The organism is Microbacterium sp. 2MCAF23 (genome assembly GCF_052115565.1).
Lineage (GTDB): Bacteria > Actinomycetota > Actinomycetes > Actinomycetales > Microbacteriaceae > Microbacterium.
Window position 1 is genome coordinate 10,297 of the sequence record NZ_JBFRGY010000009.1, and the last position, 14,743, is coordinate 25,039.

The following is a 14,743-nucleotide window of genomic DNA, read 5'->3' on the forward strand; positions in this document are numbered from 1 at the left end:
AGGTGGGGTCGCGCCTGCCGCTTCCAAGCTCAGATCGCCGGAGCCAGTATCGCGCGGACCGAGGTCGTGCGCCGCGCCGCCACGGCCAACGTCGTCGCGATCAGTGCGAGCGCGGCCCAGACTAGCAGCGCCGCGATCGCGGATCCGATGCCGTCCTCGCCCAGCAGCGCGGTCGCCGCGGACGAGGTGGGCAGGAACCCGGCGATCGTCGCGAGCCACCCGGGCAGCGTCGAGATGATGCCCGCGCCGAGCGCGGCCACGCCCATGACCGCGGAGATCCAGCGGCCGATGCCGCCGAGTACGGCGACCAGCGCCTGGTTCACGGCGGCGAAGGCGATCCCGGCGAGCACGGCGACGCCCGCGAAGCCCCACCACCGCGACGGGTCGTACTTCGCGACGATCTCGACCACGAGGGCGACCAGCAGGCCCTGTCCGGCGCCGATCGCGGCAGCCGGAGCGAACGCGCGCAGCGCGAGCGAGCCCGAGGCGCGGCGGGAGGTGAGGGCTCCCGCGGTGAACGCCCGCATCACGAGGAACGTCACGAGGCCGCCGAACCACAGCACGACCGCCGCGAGCAGCGGGATCGCGGTGGGACCGAACAACCCGCCCGAGGTATCGGCCGTCACCGGGTTCGCCACGACCTCGGCGAGCGACGATGCCTCGGAGTCGGTGCGCTTCGGCAATGAGTCGGCCGCCTGGTGCAGGCCCGACGCGAGGCCGGATGTGCCGGTCGCGAGCGAGCCGATGCCGGTGCTGAGCTGGGATGCGCCGTCGGCGAGCTGCGTCGCCCCGGACTGCAGCCCGGTGGCACCGGTCGCGAGGTTGCCCGCGCCGGTCGCGCTCTGCGACGTGCCGTCGGCGAGCTGGCCGAGACCCGCGGAGAGCTGGTTGACGCCGTCGGCGGCGGCGCGGAACTGGCCGGCGAGAGTGGAGGTGGCCTTCGCATTGAACGCTGTGAGGCCGGAATCGGCGCCGTCCGCGTAGCCGCTCGCCTTGCCCGCTGATGTCGCTGCTGTCTCAGCATCTTGGGCGGCTGCGCCGACATCGAGGCAGAACGCCGATGAGGCGAGAGTCGGATCCTTCGCGCAGTCCTGTGCGAGTTCTCCGAGCTTCTGCGCGAGCGCCGCCGTCTGAGCGGCCGAGGTCTTCGCATTGCTCGCCGCCGTCGCGGCAGCGCCACTGAGTTCCGCCGGCACGAGCCCCTGCGCCTGCAGTGCATCTGCACCCTGCGCGAGCCCTGCCCCCGCCTGGTTCGCTCCGGTCTGCGCCGACGTGATCCCCGAGGCGATCGTGCTGAGGCCGTTCGAGAGCTGCGAGGCGCCGTCGGCGAGCTGGCCCGCACCGTCGGCGAGCTTGGTCGCGCCGTCAGGGAGCGCCGCCGCCCCGGTCGCGGCGGACGAGGCGCCCGCGGCGAGCTTGTCGGCGCCGTCCGCCGCCTCGCCGATCTTGTCTCCGAGCGTGCCGAACCCGACCAGCACGTTCTGCAGCGTGTTCTTGGAGATCTCGGTGCCCATGGTCGACGCGGCGGTCGCGGCGATCTGGTTGGCGATGAGTCCGTCCGCGGCGCGAGCCTGCGGAGCAGTCGTCACCGAGATCGTCGCCTTCTCGGCGGGCTTCGCCGGATCCTGCACGGCGCTGCCACCCGAGACCGCGGCCGCGGAGAAGTCCTTCGGAATACGCACGACGGCCTGGTACGTGCCGTCCTTGAGGCCGGCCGCGGCATCCTTCTCGTTCGAGATGACCCAGGAGAGGTTCTCGTCCTTCTTTCCGGTGCCGTCGACGAGGCCGGCGGAGAGCTGACGGCCGAGCGGAGCGAGCTGGCCGTTCACCGTGACCGGCTTGTCGTCGTTCACGATCGCGGCGGTCATCGTGTCGAGGCGCTGGGTGGGGTCCTGCAGGGCGGCCACGAGCACGCCGCCGAGGACGGCCGGCAGCAGCAGCACGCCGATGAGGGTGAGGGCGGTGATCGGCTTGTGCGAACGGGCGTGTTCGATCAGCGCGGACAGGCGATTGGTCATGCGGTCACCTCGTCGAGGTCAGTGGTGGGCGCGTCGGGGGCGAGGGGTTCTGGTCGGACCTGTGGATGGTCGAGATCATGCCTCTGCGGGTCGGCCCAGCCGGCGTCGGCCAGCAGTCGGACGGCGGCGGAGGCGTCGGCGGCCGTGGTGACCACCGCGAGAGTGCCGCGGCGCGCGGCGTCGCGCAGCATGGCGACGGCCTGCTCGCTCTGCGCGAGCGTGAGGCGGTCGGCGCCGTCGATCACGACGAGCGTGGTGCGCCCGCGCAGGGCGTCGCGCAGCTCCCGCAGCGGATCCGCCCCCGTCCGGCCGTCCACGATCACGCAGCCGACGTGCGCACGCACCCAGGCGGCGCGCCCCGGCAGGAGGTGTCCCGCCACACGCAGGCGTCCCCCGGAGGGTACGCGCGCCGTGAGGGCGAGCGCCACCGCCCGACGCACGGCCTGGTCGGCGCCGGTCAGCACGAGCGCGGATCCGGCCGGCACGCGCAGATCCCGTCCTTCCACGGCGCCCGCCACGGTCAGGCCGTCCGCGGCGATCACCGAGTCGTCGCCCGGCCAGGCCGCCAGGTGCCGCTCGCGCTCCACGGCCTCGCCCTCGATGTCGACGCTCGGCAGGACCTTCTCGAGCCACGCGGGGATCTCCCACGCGCGCTCGCCGAGGATCGCCATGAGCGCGGGGATCAGCGTCATCCGCACCAGGAAGGCGTCGATCGCGATGCCGGCGGCGAGGCCGAGCGCGATGGGCTTGAGCGAGGAGTCGCCCTCGGGCACGAAGGCCACGAACACGGCGAACATGATGAGTCCCGCCGCGGTGACGACCTTCGCGGATCCGGCGAAGCCGCCGCGCACCGCGCGCAGTGCAGCGGCCCGGCGCTCGGCGCGGTCGGCGCTGCGGGAGCCGGCATCGTGCACGTAGTCCTCGCGCATCCGGGAGACGAGGAAGACCTGGTAATCCATGGCCAGGCCGAACAGCACGCCCATCAGGATGATCGGCATGAAGCTGATGATCGGTCCGACCCGGGCGACGTGCAGGGCGTCGGCGAACCAGCCCCATTCGAAGACGGCGGAGACCACGCCGAACGCGGCCACGATCGAGAGCAGATAGCCGAGCGCCGCCGTGACGGGCACCCAGATCGAGCGGAACACGATCGTCAACAGCACCAGTGACAGACCGATCACGAAGATGCCGAACGGCAGCAGCGCGGCGCCGAGCTGGTCGGAGATGTCGATCGCGACGGCGGTGAACCCCGTCACCTTCACGTCGATGCCGAACTTCTTGAGCCACTCGTCATGGTGCGAGCGCAGCTCGCGCACGAGGTCGGCGGTGGCCGGAGCGTCCGGCGCGGTCGTGGGGATGACCTGGACGATGCCGGTGTCGGCGGTCTGGTTCGGGGTCGCCAGGGCGATCTCGGCGACGCCGGGGAGCTTGGCGACCGCATCGCCCAGATCCTTCATGAGGCCGACAGGATCCTTCGACGTCACGATGGTGCCGGTGAGGATGAGCGGTCCGTTGAACCCGGGGCCGAAGTGCTCCGCGGTGAGGTCGTAGTTCTCCCGCGCCTCGGATCCCTTCGGCTGCACGCCCGAGTTCGGCAGGGCGAGTGCGAGGTTCGCGGCGGGCACGGCGACGACGCCCAGTCCCAGGACGATCGCGAGCGCGACCAGCACCGGGTGCCGGGTGACGCCGCCCACCCAGCGCTCGGAGAACCGACGACGGGGCGCCGCCTCGGACGCGCCCTTCTTGGCACGGCGGGGCTTGGCGAGGCGGCCGGCCGCGCGGCCCTTGAGGAAGCCGAGGATGGCCGGCGTCAGGGTGACGGCGATGAGCACGGCGATCATCACGGCGACCGCCGCCGCGATGCCCATCGTGGTGAGGAACGGGATCCCGGCGAAGCCGAGGCCGATGAGAGCGATCAGGACGGTGATGCCGGCGAAGACCACCGCGGATCCGGCCGTGCCGGTCGCGCGAGCCGCCGACTCCTCGGGATCCACTCCCGCGCGTACCTGATCCTGGTGTCTCGCCATGATGAACAGCGCATAGTCGATGCCCACGGCGAGCCCGAGCATGAGCGCGAGCAGCGGGGTGGTCGAGGAGACCGAGGCGAACGCCGTGGCGGCGAAGATCGCGGCCATCGAGACACCCACGCCCAGCACGGCCGTGAGCAGCGGCATGCCGGCCACGACGAACGAGCGGAACGTCACGATCAGCACGAGCAGCGCGATCACCAGGCCGATCCCCTCGGTGATCGAGATCGCGGGGATCGACATCGAGAACAGGTCTCCGCCGATCACGGCGTGCGCGCCCTGCGGCAGATCCTTCTCGAGATCGCTCACCGCGGTGCGCAGCGTGTCCTTCGTCGCGGCGGAGACGTCTGAGGCCTGGCCGTCGAACTGGAGGCGGACGATCGCAGCCGAGCGGTCGTCGGAGACCATGCCCGTCACGTGCTCGTCGTAGGGGCTCGTCGCGGCGAGCACCCCGTCGACCTTCCCGAGGTCGGCCACGGTGCGCTCGATCGGCGTCTTGTAGTCGGCGGCGGTGACGCTGTCGCCGTCGGCCGCCACGACGATGAACTGCGCGCTCGTGCCGCTCACCTGGGGGAACGTGCGCTCGAGCTGCTCCAGACCGGCCTGCGACTCGGTGCCCGGGATCGTGAAGGCGTTGTCCGTGCCCTTGCCGAGGGCGAGCGCCGCGCCGCCGGCGATGCCGAGCACCAGCAGCCAGGCCACGAGCACGCGCCACGGGTGCCGGAAAGACCAGCGGCCGAGCGAGGAGAGCAGTGTGGACACGGGTTCCTCCGAGGGGGTGCACGGGGCGAATTCGATACACTCGTGTATTCGATACGTCAATGTATCGTAGATCGAAGAGTGCGGGATAATCTGTGCGCGGGATGTGAATCGCGCAGTGGCGCGCGACGACGGAGGTGCGGATGACCGGCAATGCGACCAGGAGCCGGGAGAACACGCGGGCACGGTTGCTCGAGGCGGCGGCGCTGGTGTTCGCCGAAGAGGGGCTGGACGGCGCGACCGTCGAGGCGGTGTGCGAGCGCGCGGGCTTCACTCGGGGCGCGTTCTATTCGAACTTCGAGTCGAAGGACGAGCTGTTCCTCGAACTTGCCGGCACCGTGTCGGCCGAGCGCCTGACGGCCGTGCGGGCGCGGGTGACCGAGCTGAACGAGGCCGGGGCGCTCGCCCAGGACTGCGACGCGACGTCGCTTGTGCAGCAGGTGATGGACTCGGGCAAGGACGACCGACTCGGCGTCATGCTGCTCAGCGAGATCCGCCTCCGCGCCCTGCGCGATCACGCCTGGGGTAAGGCCTATCTCAAGCAGGAGCAGGAGATGGTCGCCGGCATCGCCCGGATCATCGACGACATCGCTGCGACCGGCACGATCTCCCTACGGGTCGACTCCGAGGTCGCCGCCCGCATGCTGCTGATCATCTGGGAGGGCACGACCGTGCGCGGCGCGATGGCCGGCAAGGACGACGCCCAGCTCCGCAGCACGGGCAGCGTCGAGCTCGGCCGGATGGTGTCCCTGCTGCTCGGCTGAGTGCTCGTCTTCGGCTCACTGGTCGCATCCTGCGGCCATCCGCCATCGGAAGCCGCATTCTGCGACCAGCGAGCAGATCCGGAATGTGCCTATCGGGCGGTCAGCAGCGCATGGCAGCGGGTCACGCGCTCGAGCCACCACTCCCACCGCTCCGCCGGTGCCTCCAGCCGTGCCAGCGCGCCGGGATCCGGCGTCACTCGGGCTGCGGACACCACCCCGCCGCGCGGGCGGGCATCAGCGACGTCGTCGGCGAACAGCGACGCGGTGCCGAGGCCGCAGTCGTGGTCGAGAACGGGCAGGGCCGCAGCCAGGGCGGCGCCGAGCGACAGGCCGACCGCGGTGTCGAGCGCGCTCGAGACGACCACGGGCAGCCCCGCCTCGGCGACGATCCGCAGCGCGCGCTCGATGCCGCCGAGCGGCTGGGCCTTGATGACGAGCAGATCCGCCGCACCCGCGCGGGCAACGGCCAGCGGGTCCTCCGCCTTGCGCACGCTCTCGTCCGCCGCGATCGGGATGTCGAGGTAGCGGATCCGCTCGCGCAGCTCGGCGAGCTCCTCGACGGTCGCGCAGGGCTGCTCGGCGTACTCCAGGTCGAACGGGGCAAGGGCATGGATCGCACGTTCGGCCTCGTCGACGTTCCAGCCGGCGTTCGCATCGATCCGGATCCTGCCCTCCGGCCCCATCTCCGCCCGCACGGCACGCACGCGGGCGACGTCGTCGGCGAGGCTCTGCCCCGCTTCGGCGACCTTGACCTTCGCCGTGCGGCAGCCGTCGAACAGGGCGAGCACATCGGGCACCCGGTCCGCCGGCACGGCGGGGATCGTCGCGTTCACACGGATCTCGGCGCGCACCGCGGCCGGCCGCGGGTGCCAGGCGTCCGCGATCGCGGCGGCCAGCCAGGTCGACGCCTCGGCGTCGCCGTACTCGGTGAAGGGGGAGAACTCGGCCCAGCCCTCCGGGCCCTCGAACAGCAGCGCCTCGCGGACGTCCACGCCGCGGAACCTGGTGCGCATCGGGAGCGCGACCACCCGCGCGGAATCGAGGATATCGGCGAGCGCGGGGAGGTCGGTCATGCCCCCATCATGCACCCGCGCATGCCGTCAGCCGATCCGCTTCTGCAGCTCCGCGAGTCGCCCTGAAGGGCGGAATCCGAGGGCGACGTTGACGGCCAGCATGTGCTCGTTCGACTCGGCGTTGTAGGTCACGACCCGCGGCGTCCGCGGCAACTCCTGCTGCAGTCTGCGCAGGTTCTCCAGCTTCACCCGCATGCCGAGCCTGTGGCCGCGGTCCTCCCGGCGCACGAGCGTGCCCCACTGGTACGCGGAACTGTCATCCCCGGAGACCACGAGCTGCGAGTAGGCCGCGACCTGACCGTCCGGGCTGAGCGCGACGACGCAGAATGAGGTGCGGCCCTGCGCGGCCACGAGCTCCTCGCTCTCGCCGACCTCCGCCACGCTGGGGGTCCCGGCCTCGATGTCGAGGTCGCCCATGGGCGCTTCGGTGTCGAGTGAGCTGGAGAGCGCGGCCCACCCCGCGACGAGGTCCTCGGGCACGGGGCCGGTCCAGCTGCGCAGCACGTAGCCGTCGTCGGGGGTTCCCGCGCCCAGGCGATCGAGCAGCTCCGGGGCCACGGGCAGATCGAGCACGCTCTCCCGGTCGCCCAGCGCGAGCGCATACCCGTGCCGGCGGCCGAACTCGACGCCCGGATGCCCTGTGCCGTCGGCGGGCGCGGAGGCGGCCCAACTCGTCTCGGCCAGGAAGGTCCGTCGGGAGCGCGCGATCGCGCGTGCCTCGATCTCCTCGAGAAGCGTGGATCCGACACCGGTCCTCCGCGCGTCCGGCACCACGTACACCGCGACATCGGCGAGATGGGTGTTGTCCTTGAGTGGCAACCCGAGTCCGGCTGCGCCGACGGCGCGGTCTTCGAGCCGGGCGAGGAACACCTGCCGTTCGAACACGGCGGAGGCCTGTCGCAGCTCCTGACGGGTCTCCTCGAGCGACCACAGCACGGCGTCGTCACCGCGGTCGGCGCGCAGGGCGGCGGCGTAGACCTCCCACCAGGCGTCCACTGCCGCGACGTCGAAGGGGTCGACGGGCCGGATGTCGATCGTCATGCCTCCACGCTATGGGAGTGCGATAGACGAGAATGTGCGGTTGACAATAGTGTGCGACGCACAATATCGTGATGGGCGTGAGTGAAGACGAGTTCGACGGACACCTGCAGGAGCTGCGGCGCGGCACGGTCGTGCTCGCGAGCCTGCGGCTGCTGCGCGAGCCCGGGTACGGCTACGGCCTGCTCGAGCAGCTGAGCGCCGCGGGCTTCCCCACCGACTCCAACACCCTCTATCCGCTGCTGCGACGGCTCGAGAAGCAGGGCTATCTCGCCAGCGAGTGGAACACCGAGGAAGCGCGACCGCGCAAGTTCTATCGCACCTCCGACGCCGGGCTCCGTCTGGCCGACACCCTCGCCCGCGATGTGCAGGCCATCGCTGCCGCCGCGAAGAATCTTCCCTGACCTCCTGGAGGAGAACATCATGGACACCGATACGACTCTCGCCGAGCGGTATGTGACCGCGGTGGCGCGGTCCGTTCCCGTCGCCGATCGCGCGGAGGTCTCCGCCGAGTTGCGCGCGTCGATCGCGGATGAGCTCGACGGCCGTCTCGCTGCCGGCGAGGAGGCGGGGGCGGCGGAGTACGCCGTGATCGCGGGGCTCGGCGACCCGATCGCCTATGCGGCCTCGCTCTCCGGGAGGCCGCTCGTATTGATCGGTCCCCGGTATTACGCCGCGTGGCTGCGGCTGCTACGGCTGCTGCTGATCATCGTCGTCCCGGCCGCCGCGCTCATCGCGGGCCTGGTCCGAGCGATCGGGGGAGGTGACGTGGGCGCGGTGATCGGTGCCATGATCCCGGCGATCATCACGTCCGGCGTCCACGTCGCGTTCTGGACGACTCTCGTCTTCGCCGCCTTGGAGCGGGTGGGATCAACGGGCGACACCGTGCTGGACTGGAGTCCCGACAAGCTGCCGCGCACCGTGATCCCCTCGGCGCGGCTCTCGGATCTGATCGGCATCGCGGTCATGACCGTGATCCTGATCGGATCCGTCATCTGGGACCGCACCATCGGCTGGGGCGATGAGCACGTGCATGTGCTGTCGCCCGCGCTGTGGCCCTGGGTGATGACCGCATGGTTCGCGCTGCTCGCAGTCGGGCTGATCGTCGAGGCGATCGTCGCCGTGCGAGGACGCTGGAGTGCGCCGCTCGCGGCTGTGAGCATCGCGGCGATCCTGGTCGCGATGATCGGCGCGATCATGCTGATCTGGCAGCGCGCGGTCATCGCCCCCGACCTGATGGCTCGGATGCAGGACGCGAGCACTCCGACCGCGGACGTCGTGCAGATCGTGAACATCTCGCTCACCGCCGTGCTCGGCGGGATCCTGATCGGCCTGCTGTTCGACGCCTATCGCAAGCTGGGTCTCGCCCGCGAGGTCTGAGCGGGTCCGCGGCGGACGGCACCCGGAATAGGCTGGATCCGTGACTGACAAGCTCGTCTCCGACCTGTTCGATCCCGCCGAGTGGACGCTCGCTCCTGGTGCGGGGGAGTACACCGACATCACGGCCCACGTCTCGAACGACGGGCGGATCGCCCGCATCGCCTTCGACAGGCCCGAAGTGCGCAACGCCTTCCGCCCGCACACGGTCGACGAGCTGTATCGCGCGCTCGACGAGGCGCGTCAGGATCCGCGCATCGGCGTCGTGCTGCTCACCGGCAACGGACCGAGCCCGAAGGACGGCGGCTGGGCGTTCTGCTCCGGCGGCGACCAGCGCATCCGCGGTCGCGACGGCTACAAGTACTCCGAGGACGAGGCGGCGGTGCCCGCCGAGGCGCAGGCGCGTGCGGGTCGCCTGCACATCCTCGAGGTGCAGCGGCTGATCCGGTTCATGCCGAAGGTCGTCATCGCGGTCGTGCCCGGCTGGGCGGCCGGCGGTGGGCACTCGCTGCACGTGGTCTGCGACCTCACGATCGCGAGCGCGGAGCACGGCCGGTTCAAGCAGACCGATGCGGATGTGGGATCCTTCGACGCCGGCTACGGATCCGCGTACATGGCACGCCAGACCGGGCAGAAGTTCGCCCGGGAGGTGTTCTTCCTCGCCGAAGAGTACTCCGCCGAGCGCGCGATGCAGGCGGGCGCCGTGAACCGCGTCGTGCCGCACGCCGAGCTCGAGCGCGAGGCGATCGCGATGGCGCGCACGATCCTGACCAAGTCGCCGACCGCGATCCGCATGCTGAAGTTCGCCTTCAACGCCGTCGACGACGGGCTGGTCGGGCAGCAGGTCTTCGCGGGCGAGGCGACCCGCCTTGCGTACGGCACGGACGAGGCGGTCGAGGGCCGCGACTCGTTCCTCCAGAAGCGCGAGCCGGACTGGTCCCCGTACCCCTGGCACTTCTGAACATGGCCTCTTCGGGTTTCGAAGCGCGCAAATGGCTCGATCCGCACCGCGGATGGGGTCATCTGCACGCTTCGAAACCGGGCGGAACGGGCGGCCGGTGGTGAGGCTGCAGGTCGCCGACGGTGCGGATCCGGTTGCGGTCGGGGCTGCGGTGCCCGGGGCGCTCGACGGCACGGCCCCGCTCGCGCTCGGCTTCGTGCCGGGTCCGGATGACGAGGTCGCCGAGGGCATCGGGGTCGTCATCGCGACCTCCGGCTCCACGGGCGTGCCCAAGAAGGTCGTGCTCTCCGCCGCCGCCCTGCGCGCGAGCGCGGAGGCGACAGCGCTCCGTATCGGATCGGGCCGCTGGCTGCTCGCGCTGTCCGCCGGCTACGTGGCGGGGCTCCAGGTGCTCGTGCGGGCGCACCTCGCGCGCACGATGCCCGTACTCCTGGACGGGCGGTTCACGCCGGCCTCGTTCGTCGCGGCGACGCGCGAGTTCGGCGCAGAGCCCCGGTACACGTCGCTCGTGCCGGCGCAGCTGACCACGCTGCTCGATGCCGCCGCTGACCGCGACGTCCAGGCCGCGCTGGCGTCGTACGAGGCCGTGCTCATCGGCGGGCAGGCGCTTCCGCCCACCCAACGGGAACGCGCCCGGGACCTCGGCGCCAGGATCGTGCGCACCTACGGATCCAGCGAGACCGCCGGTGGCTGCGTGTACGACGGCCTCCCGCTGGACGGTGTGCGCGCCGCTGTCGTCGACGGCGAGATCCGTCTCGCCGGGCCGACACTCGCCGACGGCTACCTCGGCGACCCCGACCTGACCGCGCGCACGTTCGTCGCCGACGGGGCCGGCGACCGCTGGTACCGCACGGGCGACGCCGGAACCGTCTCCGACGGCGCGGTCGCCGTGACCGGGCGCATCGACAACGTCATCGTTTCCGGCGGCGTCAACGTATCGCTGGACCGGGTCGAGCGCGCCGTGCGCGCCGTGCCGGGCCTCGAGGGCGCGATCGTCGTGGCGATCGATCACGACCGATGGGGCCAGGCGTCCGCGATCGTCGCCGCCGGCCCGGACGGCGCGGCGGGCGCGCTGCTGTCCGCCGCGCGGGACAGGGTCGCGGCCGAGGTGGGAGCGCCCGCCCGGCCGGACCGGATCCTGCTCGTCGCCGACCTTCCGCTGCTCGCCTCCGGCAAGCCCGACCGCCGCGCGATCGCCGCGCTGGCCGGGGGTCACGCGGCGACGGATACATCTCCCGGCGGATGACCGCATCGGATCCGGTCGCGTACCGTGAGGGGGTGTTCCGCACCATCCCGCGCTTCTGGCTCGTCTTCGACATCGTGGGCAGCGCCATCGGCCTCCTGCTGACGCTGCCGCTCACGTACACGTTCGAGGCCGGCACCATGAGCCGGTGGATCCCCGACGGGCCGGTCTCGGTCGTGCTGGTGCTGCTGGTCGCGGTGATCCTCTGGGGTGCGGCCGCGATCAGCCGGCTCTCTCCGGTGCTCGCCCTGATCGTGGCGTGGATCGGCGCCCTGCTGCAGATGGCGTGCGGATTCTCCCCGGGCGCCTACGACCTCGCGATCCTCGCCGTGGTCTTCGCGACCTCGGCGTGGGGCTCGATGCGCCTGCTCTGGATCGGCGGCGCGTCGGCGCTGGGCGGGGGGATCCTCGCGGGCGGCTACATGTCGCTGATCAACGAGGAGGCGCTTCTCCAGGACACCGAGACGGGCCTGCGCATCGCGCTGGTCGCCGTGCTCCTGGGCACGGTGTCCGTGCTCACCCTGGTGATGGCATGGGGTGCCGGCCTGCTGTGGCGGGTCGTGCTGAACGGTCGTCGCACGCGCGACGCGCAGGTGCGCGCCGAGGCCGTCGCCGTCGCGGAGCAGGAGCGGGTGCGGATCGCCCGCGACATGCACGACGTGGTCGCGCACTCCCTCGCGGTGGTGATCGCCCAGTCGGACGGTGCGCGCTATGCCGCGGCCGCGGATCCGGCGCAGGCGACCGCGGCGCTCACCACGATCGGGCAGACGGCGCGGGCGGCCCTCTCCGATGTGCGGCTGCTGCTCGCGCAGCTGCGGCACAGCGAGGGGCAGGGACCGCAGCCCACACTGGCCGACCTCGAGACGCTGTACACGCAGGTGCGCGCCGCCGGGATCGAACCGCGCGTCACGGTCGACCCGATGCCGCCGGGGGAGCCGCCGGCCGGCATCCAGCTGGCGGTGTACCGCATCCTGCAGGAAGCGCTGACCAACGCGATCCGGCACGGCACCGGCGATGTCGACATCTGGCTCGGCTGGCATCCGGACGGCGTGCAGATCGCCGTCCGCAACGGTGTTCCGCCGGTGCCGCGGCAGGCGCACACCGAGCGCGGACACGGCCTGATCGGCATGCGCGAGCGCGCACAGCTGGTCGGCGGGACGCTCAGCGCCGAGCTCGAGGCGGAGGGCTTCGTCGTGCGTGCCGCGCTCCCGATCGGGCCGACCGCGCCCTGATCTGCGGTCCCGGGCCCGCGCCGGAGGATGACAGACTCTCTGGAGGCGCGGATCCCAACGCGCGGAACGAGGAGGCAGGATGATCCGGGTCGTGCTGGTCGACGATCAGGCGCTGTTCCGTGCCGGAATACGCATGCTCGTCGCGTCCCAGCCCGACCTCGAGGTCGTCGGCGAGGCGGGGAACGGGCAGGAGGCCATCGAGGTCGTGCGGGCGACGCGCCCCGACGTCGTGATGATGGACATCCGGATGCCGGTCATGGACGGGCTGACCGCCACGGCGCGCATCCTGGAGGAGGCGGATCCGCCGCGCATCGTGATGCTCACGACCTTCGACCTCGACGAGGCGGCCGCGCGCGCGATCCGTCAGGGGGCGAGCGGCTTCCTGCTGAAGGACGCGGATCCGGAGTTCCTGCTCGCGGCGATCCGCACGGTGCACTCGGGATCCAGCGTGATCGCGGCTTCCGCCACCCGCGACCTCTTCGCGCACTTCGCAGCGCCCGCGCAGACTCCGGTGCCGGCGAGCTACGGCGATCTCACCGAGCGCGAGAAGGAGATCTTCGCGCTCGCGGCGCGCGGCCTGTCCAACGCCGAGATCGCCGCTCGCGAGTTCCTCTCCGAGGCCACCGTGAAGACGCACATCAGCCGCATCCTCGCCAAGCTCGCCCTGCGCGATCGGGTGCAGCTCGTGGTGTTCGCGTTCGAGCACGGCCTGAACTGACCCGCCCTCAGCCCGCTTCCTGCTGCTGTCCTGCTCGCGCTCAGTCCGCCTCGCGCAGCAGCTCCCACAGCGCGCGTGCGGCGCGGGTCGGCGTCGCCCGCCACACCACGCCGAGGCGCGAGCGCACGTGCGGAGCGTCGATCGGGATCGCTCGGATCCCCTCCCAGCGTCGGCAGGTGGCGGCACTGACGACACCGACGCCGAGGCCGCGCACCGCGAGCTTCTCGACCGCGGAGGGCGTGGACACCTCCCAATGCGGGGTCCCCGCGCCCGGGCGTCCGGCCAGTAGGGCGTCCAGCGCCGCCCGGTCGCCGGTGCCCTCCGGGAGGGCGATGAGGTCCATGCCGATCAGCTCGTCCGGGCGGATACGACGCCGCGCCGCCCAGGGATGGGAGGGCGCCACCGCGGCGACCATCGGATCGTCGAACACGACCTCGGACCCCAGACCCTCCGGCGCCTGCTCAGCCCAGGCGACGAGCGCGATGTCGATCTCGCCGCGGCGGACCGCGCCGGTGAGCTGGGCGGACGTGTCCTCGCGCAGCCTCAGCTCGAGCCCCGGATGCGCAGCGCTGATCTCGGCGAGCGCGTCGTAGAACCGCGGCCAGGTGAGGCCGAACACGGTGCCGACGCGGAGCGTCCCGAGCAGCAGTCCGCGCAGGTCGGCGGCGGTGGCGCCGATCTCGCCGATCGCCTCGAGCGCCGCCCGGATCGCGGGCATGAGCCGCTCGCCCTCCTGGGTGAGAGCCACTCGGCGCGAAGTGCGGTCGAATAGGGCGATGCCGAGCTCGCGCTCGAGCTTCTGCACCTGCGTGCTCACGCCGGACTGACTCACACGCACACGTGCGGCGGCCGCGGTGAAGGAGCCGGTCTCGACGACGGCGAGGACGTAGCGCAACTGGTGGAGTTCCATCTCTCAGACAGATGATAGCGATAGGGATCAGCTGTTGGACGGATGGATCCGCATCGTCGATTCTGAAGAGGACGAAAGGAAACACCATGACCATCACCGAGACCTCGACCCAGACCGAGTCGACCGTCCCGATCCCCGTCCGTCTCGACATCGACACGGTCGCCCCGCGCTTCTCCCGGGCGCTCGCCGGGCTCGACGCGGCGATGGTCCGCGAGCTCGACGCCGCGGGCATCGACGCACGGCTGCGCGAGCTGGTGCGGCTGCGGGCGTCGCAGATCAACGGCTGCAGCTACTGCGTCGACCTGCACGCGGGCGACGCCGCCAAGGCCGGCGACACCGCCGCCCGGATCGCCGCGGTCGCGGTGTGGCAGGAGTCGCCGTTCTTCACCGCGCGGGAGCGTGCCGCGTTCGCGCTCACCGAGAGCATCACCCGCCTCTCCGAGACGCATGTGCCGGACGCGGACTGGGCGGCCGCCGCCACGCGCTTCTCGCCGGAAGAGCTCGGTGCGCTCGTCTCGCTCATCGTGGTGATCAACGCCTGGAACGCGGTCGGCGTCTCCACGCACGCCTGGACCGGATCGATGTGAGCCGCGAGCCCGATCGCGCCGGGCGGGTCGCCCTGG

Annotated in this window: 13 protein-coding genes; 8 read left to right on the forward strand and 5 right to left on the reverse strand. The window is 71.7% G+C overall.

Features of this window, described 5'->3' with window-relative positions; all coding sequences use genetic code 11:
- Positions 1 to 29 precede the first annotated feature (29 nt).
- Positions 30 to 2,018: a YhgE/Pip domain-containing protein gene (locus AB4078_RS10490; protein WP_441977090.1), complete on the reverse strand. Its 1,989-nt coding sequence runs from the start codon at positions 2,016 to 2,018 to the stop codon at positions 30 to 32.
- A complete protein-coding gene (locus tag AB4078_RS10495) occupies positions 2,015 to 4,807 on the reverse strand; it encodes an MMPL family transporter (RefSeq protein WP_441977091.1) in 2,793 nt (930 codons plus the stop codon). The genes AB4078_RS10490 and AB4078_RS10495 overlap by 4 nt, the downstream gene beginning before the upstream one ends.
- A gap of 140 nt (positions 4,808 to 4,947) precedes the next feature.
- On the opposite strand from AB4078_RS10495, the gene AB4078_RS10500 reads away from it, so the two are divergent.
- The gene (locus AB4078_RS10500; RefSeq protein ID WP_441977092.1) at positions 4,948 to 5,568 is read left to right on the forward strand and encodes a TetR/AcrR family transcriptional regulator; all 621 of its coding nucleotides are present in this window, start codon (positions 4,948 to 4,950) and stop codon (positions 5,566 to 5,568) included.
- An 89-nt stretch (positions 5,569 to 5,657) separates the two neighbouring features.
- Here the strand turns inward: AB4078_RS10500 and AB4078_RS10505 are convergent, their stop codons facing one another.
- Together AB4078_RS10505 and AB4078_RS10510 are read right to left on the reverse strand one after the other, a co-directional pair.
- The gene (locus tag AB4078_RS10505) at positions 5,658 to 6,641 is read right to left on the reverse strand and encodes an o-succinylbenzoate synthase (protein ID WP_441977093.1); all 984 of its coding nucleotides are present in this window, start codon (positions 6,639 to 6,641) and stop codon (positions 5,658 to 5,660) included.
- A gap of 27 nt (positions 6,642 to 6,668) precedes the next feature.
- Complete coding sequence (locus AB4078_RS10510) at positions 6,669 to 7,682, reverse strand: GNAT family N-acetyltransferase (RefSeq protein ID WP_441977094.1); 1,014 nt, start codon at positions 7,680 to 7,682, stop codon at positions 6,669 to 6,671.
- Between the two features lie 71 nt (positions 7,683 to 7,753).
- Between AB4078_RS10510 and AB4078_RS10515 the strand changes: the two genes are divergently transcribed.
- The 6 genes from AB4078_RS10515 to AB4078_RS10540 all read left to right on the forward strand — a co-directional run bounded on the left by AB4078_RS10515 (position 7,754) and on the right by AB4078_RS10540 (position 13,210).
- Positions 7,754 to 8,083 (forward strand): PadR family transcriptional regulator, encoded by a 330-nt coding sequence (locus tag AB4078_RS10515; RefSeq protein ID WP_441977095.1) that lies wholly within the window; start codon positions 7,754 to 7,756, stop codon positions 8,081 to 8,083.
- 19 nt (positions 8,084 to 8,102) lie between these two features.
- Positions 8,103 to 9,059, forward strand: a complete 957-nt coding sequence (locus AB4078_RS10520; protein WP_441977096.1) for a hypothetical protein — start codon at positions 8,103 to 8,105, stop codon at positions 9,057 to 9,059.
- Positions 9,060 to 9,099: 40 nt separating this feature from the next.
- Positions 9,100 to 10,017: a 1,4-dihydroxy-2-naphthoyl-CoA synthase gene (locus tag AB4078_RS10525; protein WP_440735096.1), complete on the forward strand. Its 918-nt coding sequence runs from the start codon at positions 9,100 to 9,102 to the stop codon at positions 10,015 to 10,017.
- Positions 10,018 to 10,117: 100 nt separating this feature from the next.
- Positions 10,118 to 11,263, forward strand: a complete 1,146-nt coding sequence (locus AB4078_RS10530) for an AMP-binding protein (RefSeq protein ID WP_441977201.1) — start codon at positions 10,118 to 10,120, stop codon at positions 11,261 to 11,263.
- The gene (locus tag AB4078_RS10535; protein ID WP_441977097.1) at positions 11,260 to 12,492 is read left to right on the forward strand and encodes a sensor histidine kinase; all 1,233 of its coding nucleotides are present in this window, start codon (positions 11,260 to 11,262) and stop codon (positions 12,490 to 12,492) included. The genes AB4078_RS10530 and AB4078_RS10535 overlap by 4 nt, the downstream gene beginning before the upstream one ends.
- Before the next feature lie 79 nt (positions 12,493 to 12,571).
- Positions 12,572 to 13,210: a response regulator gene (locus tag AB4078_RS10540; protein WP_441977098.1), complete on the forward strand. Its 639-nt coding sequence runs from the start codon at positions 12,572 to 12,574 to the stop codon at positions 13,208 to 13,210.
- A gap of 40 nt (positions 13,211 to 13,250) precedes the next feature.
- Here the strand turns inward: AB4078_RS10540 and AB4078_RS10545 are convergent, their stop codons facing one another.
- A complete protein-coding gene (locus tag AB4078_RS10545; protein WP_441977099.1) occupies positions 13,251 to 14,120 on the reverse strand; it encodes a LysR family transcriptional regulator in 870 nt (289 codons plus the stop codon).
- Between the two features lie 86 nt (positions 14,121 to 14,206).
- Here AB4078_RS10545 and AB4078_RS10550 point away from each other — a divergent pair, with 86 nt between their 5' ends.
- Entirely contained in the window at positions 14,207 to 14,707 is a 501-nt protein-coding gene (locus AB4078_RS10550) for a carboxymuconolactone decarboxylase family protein (protein WP_440735100.1), read from the forward strand.
- Positions 14,708 to 14,743: the final 36 nt, after the last annotated feature.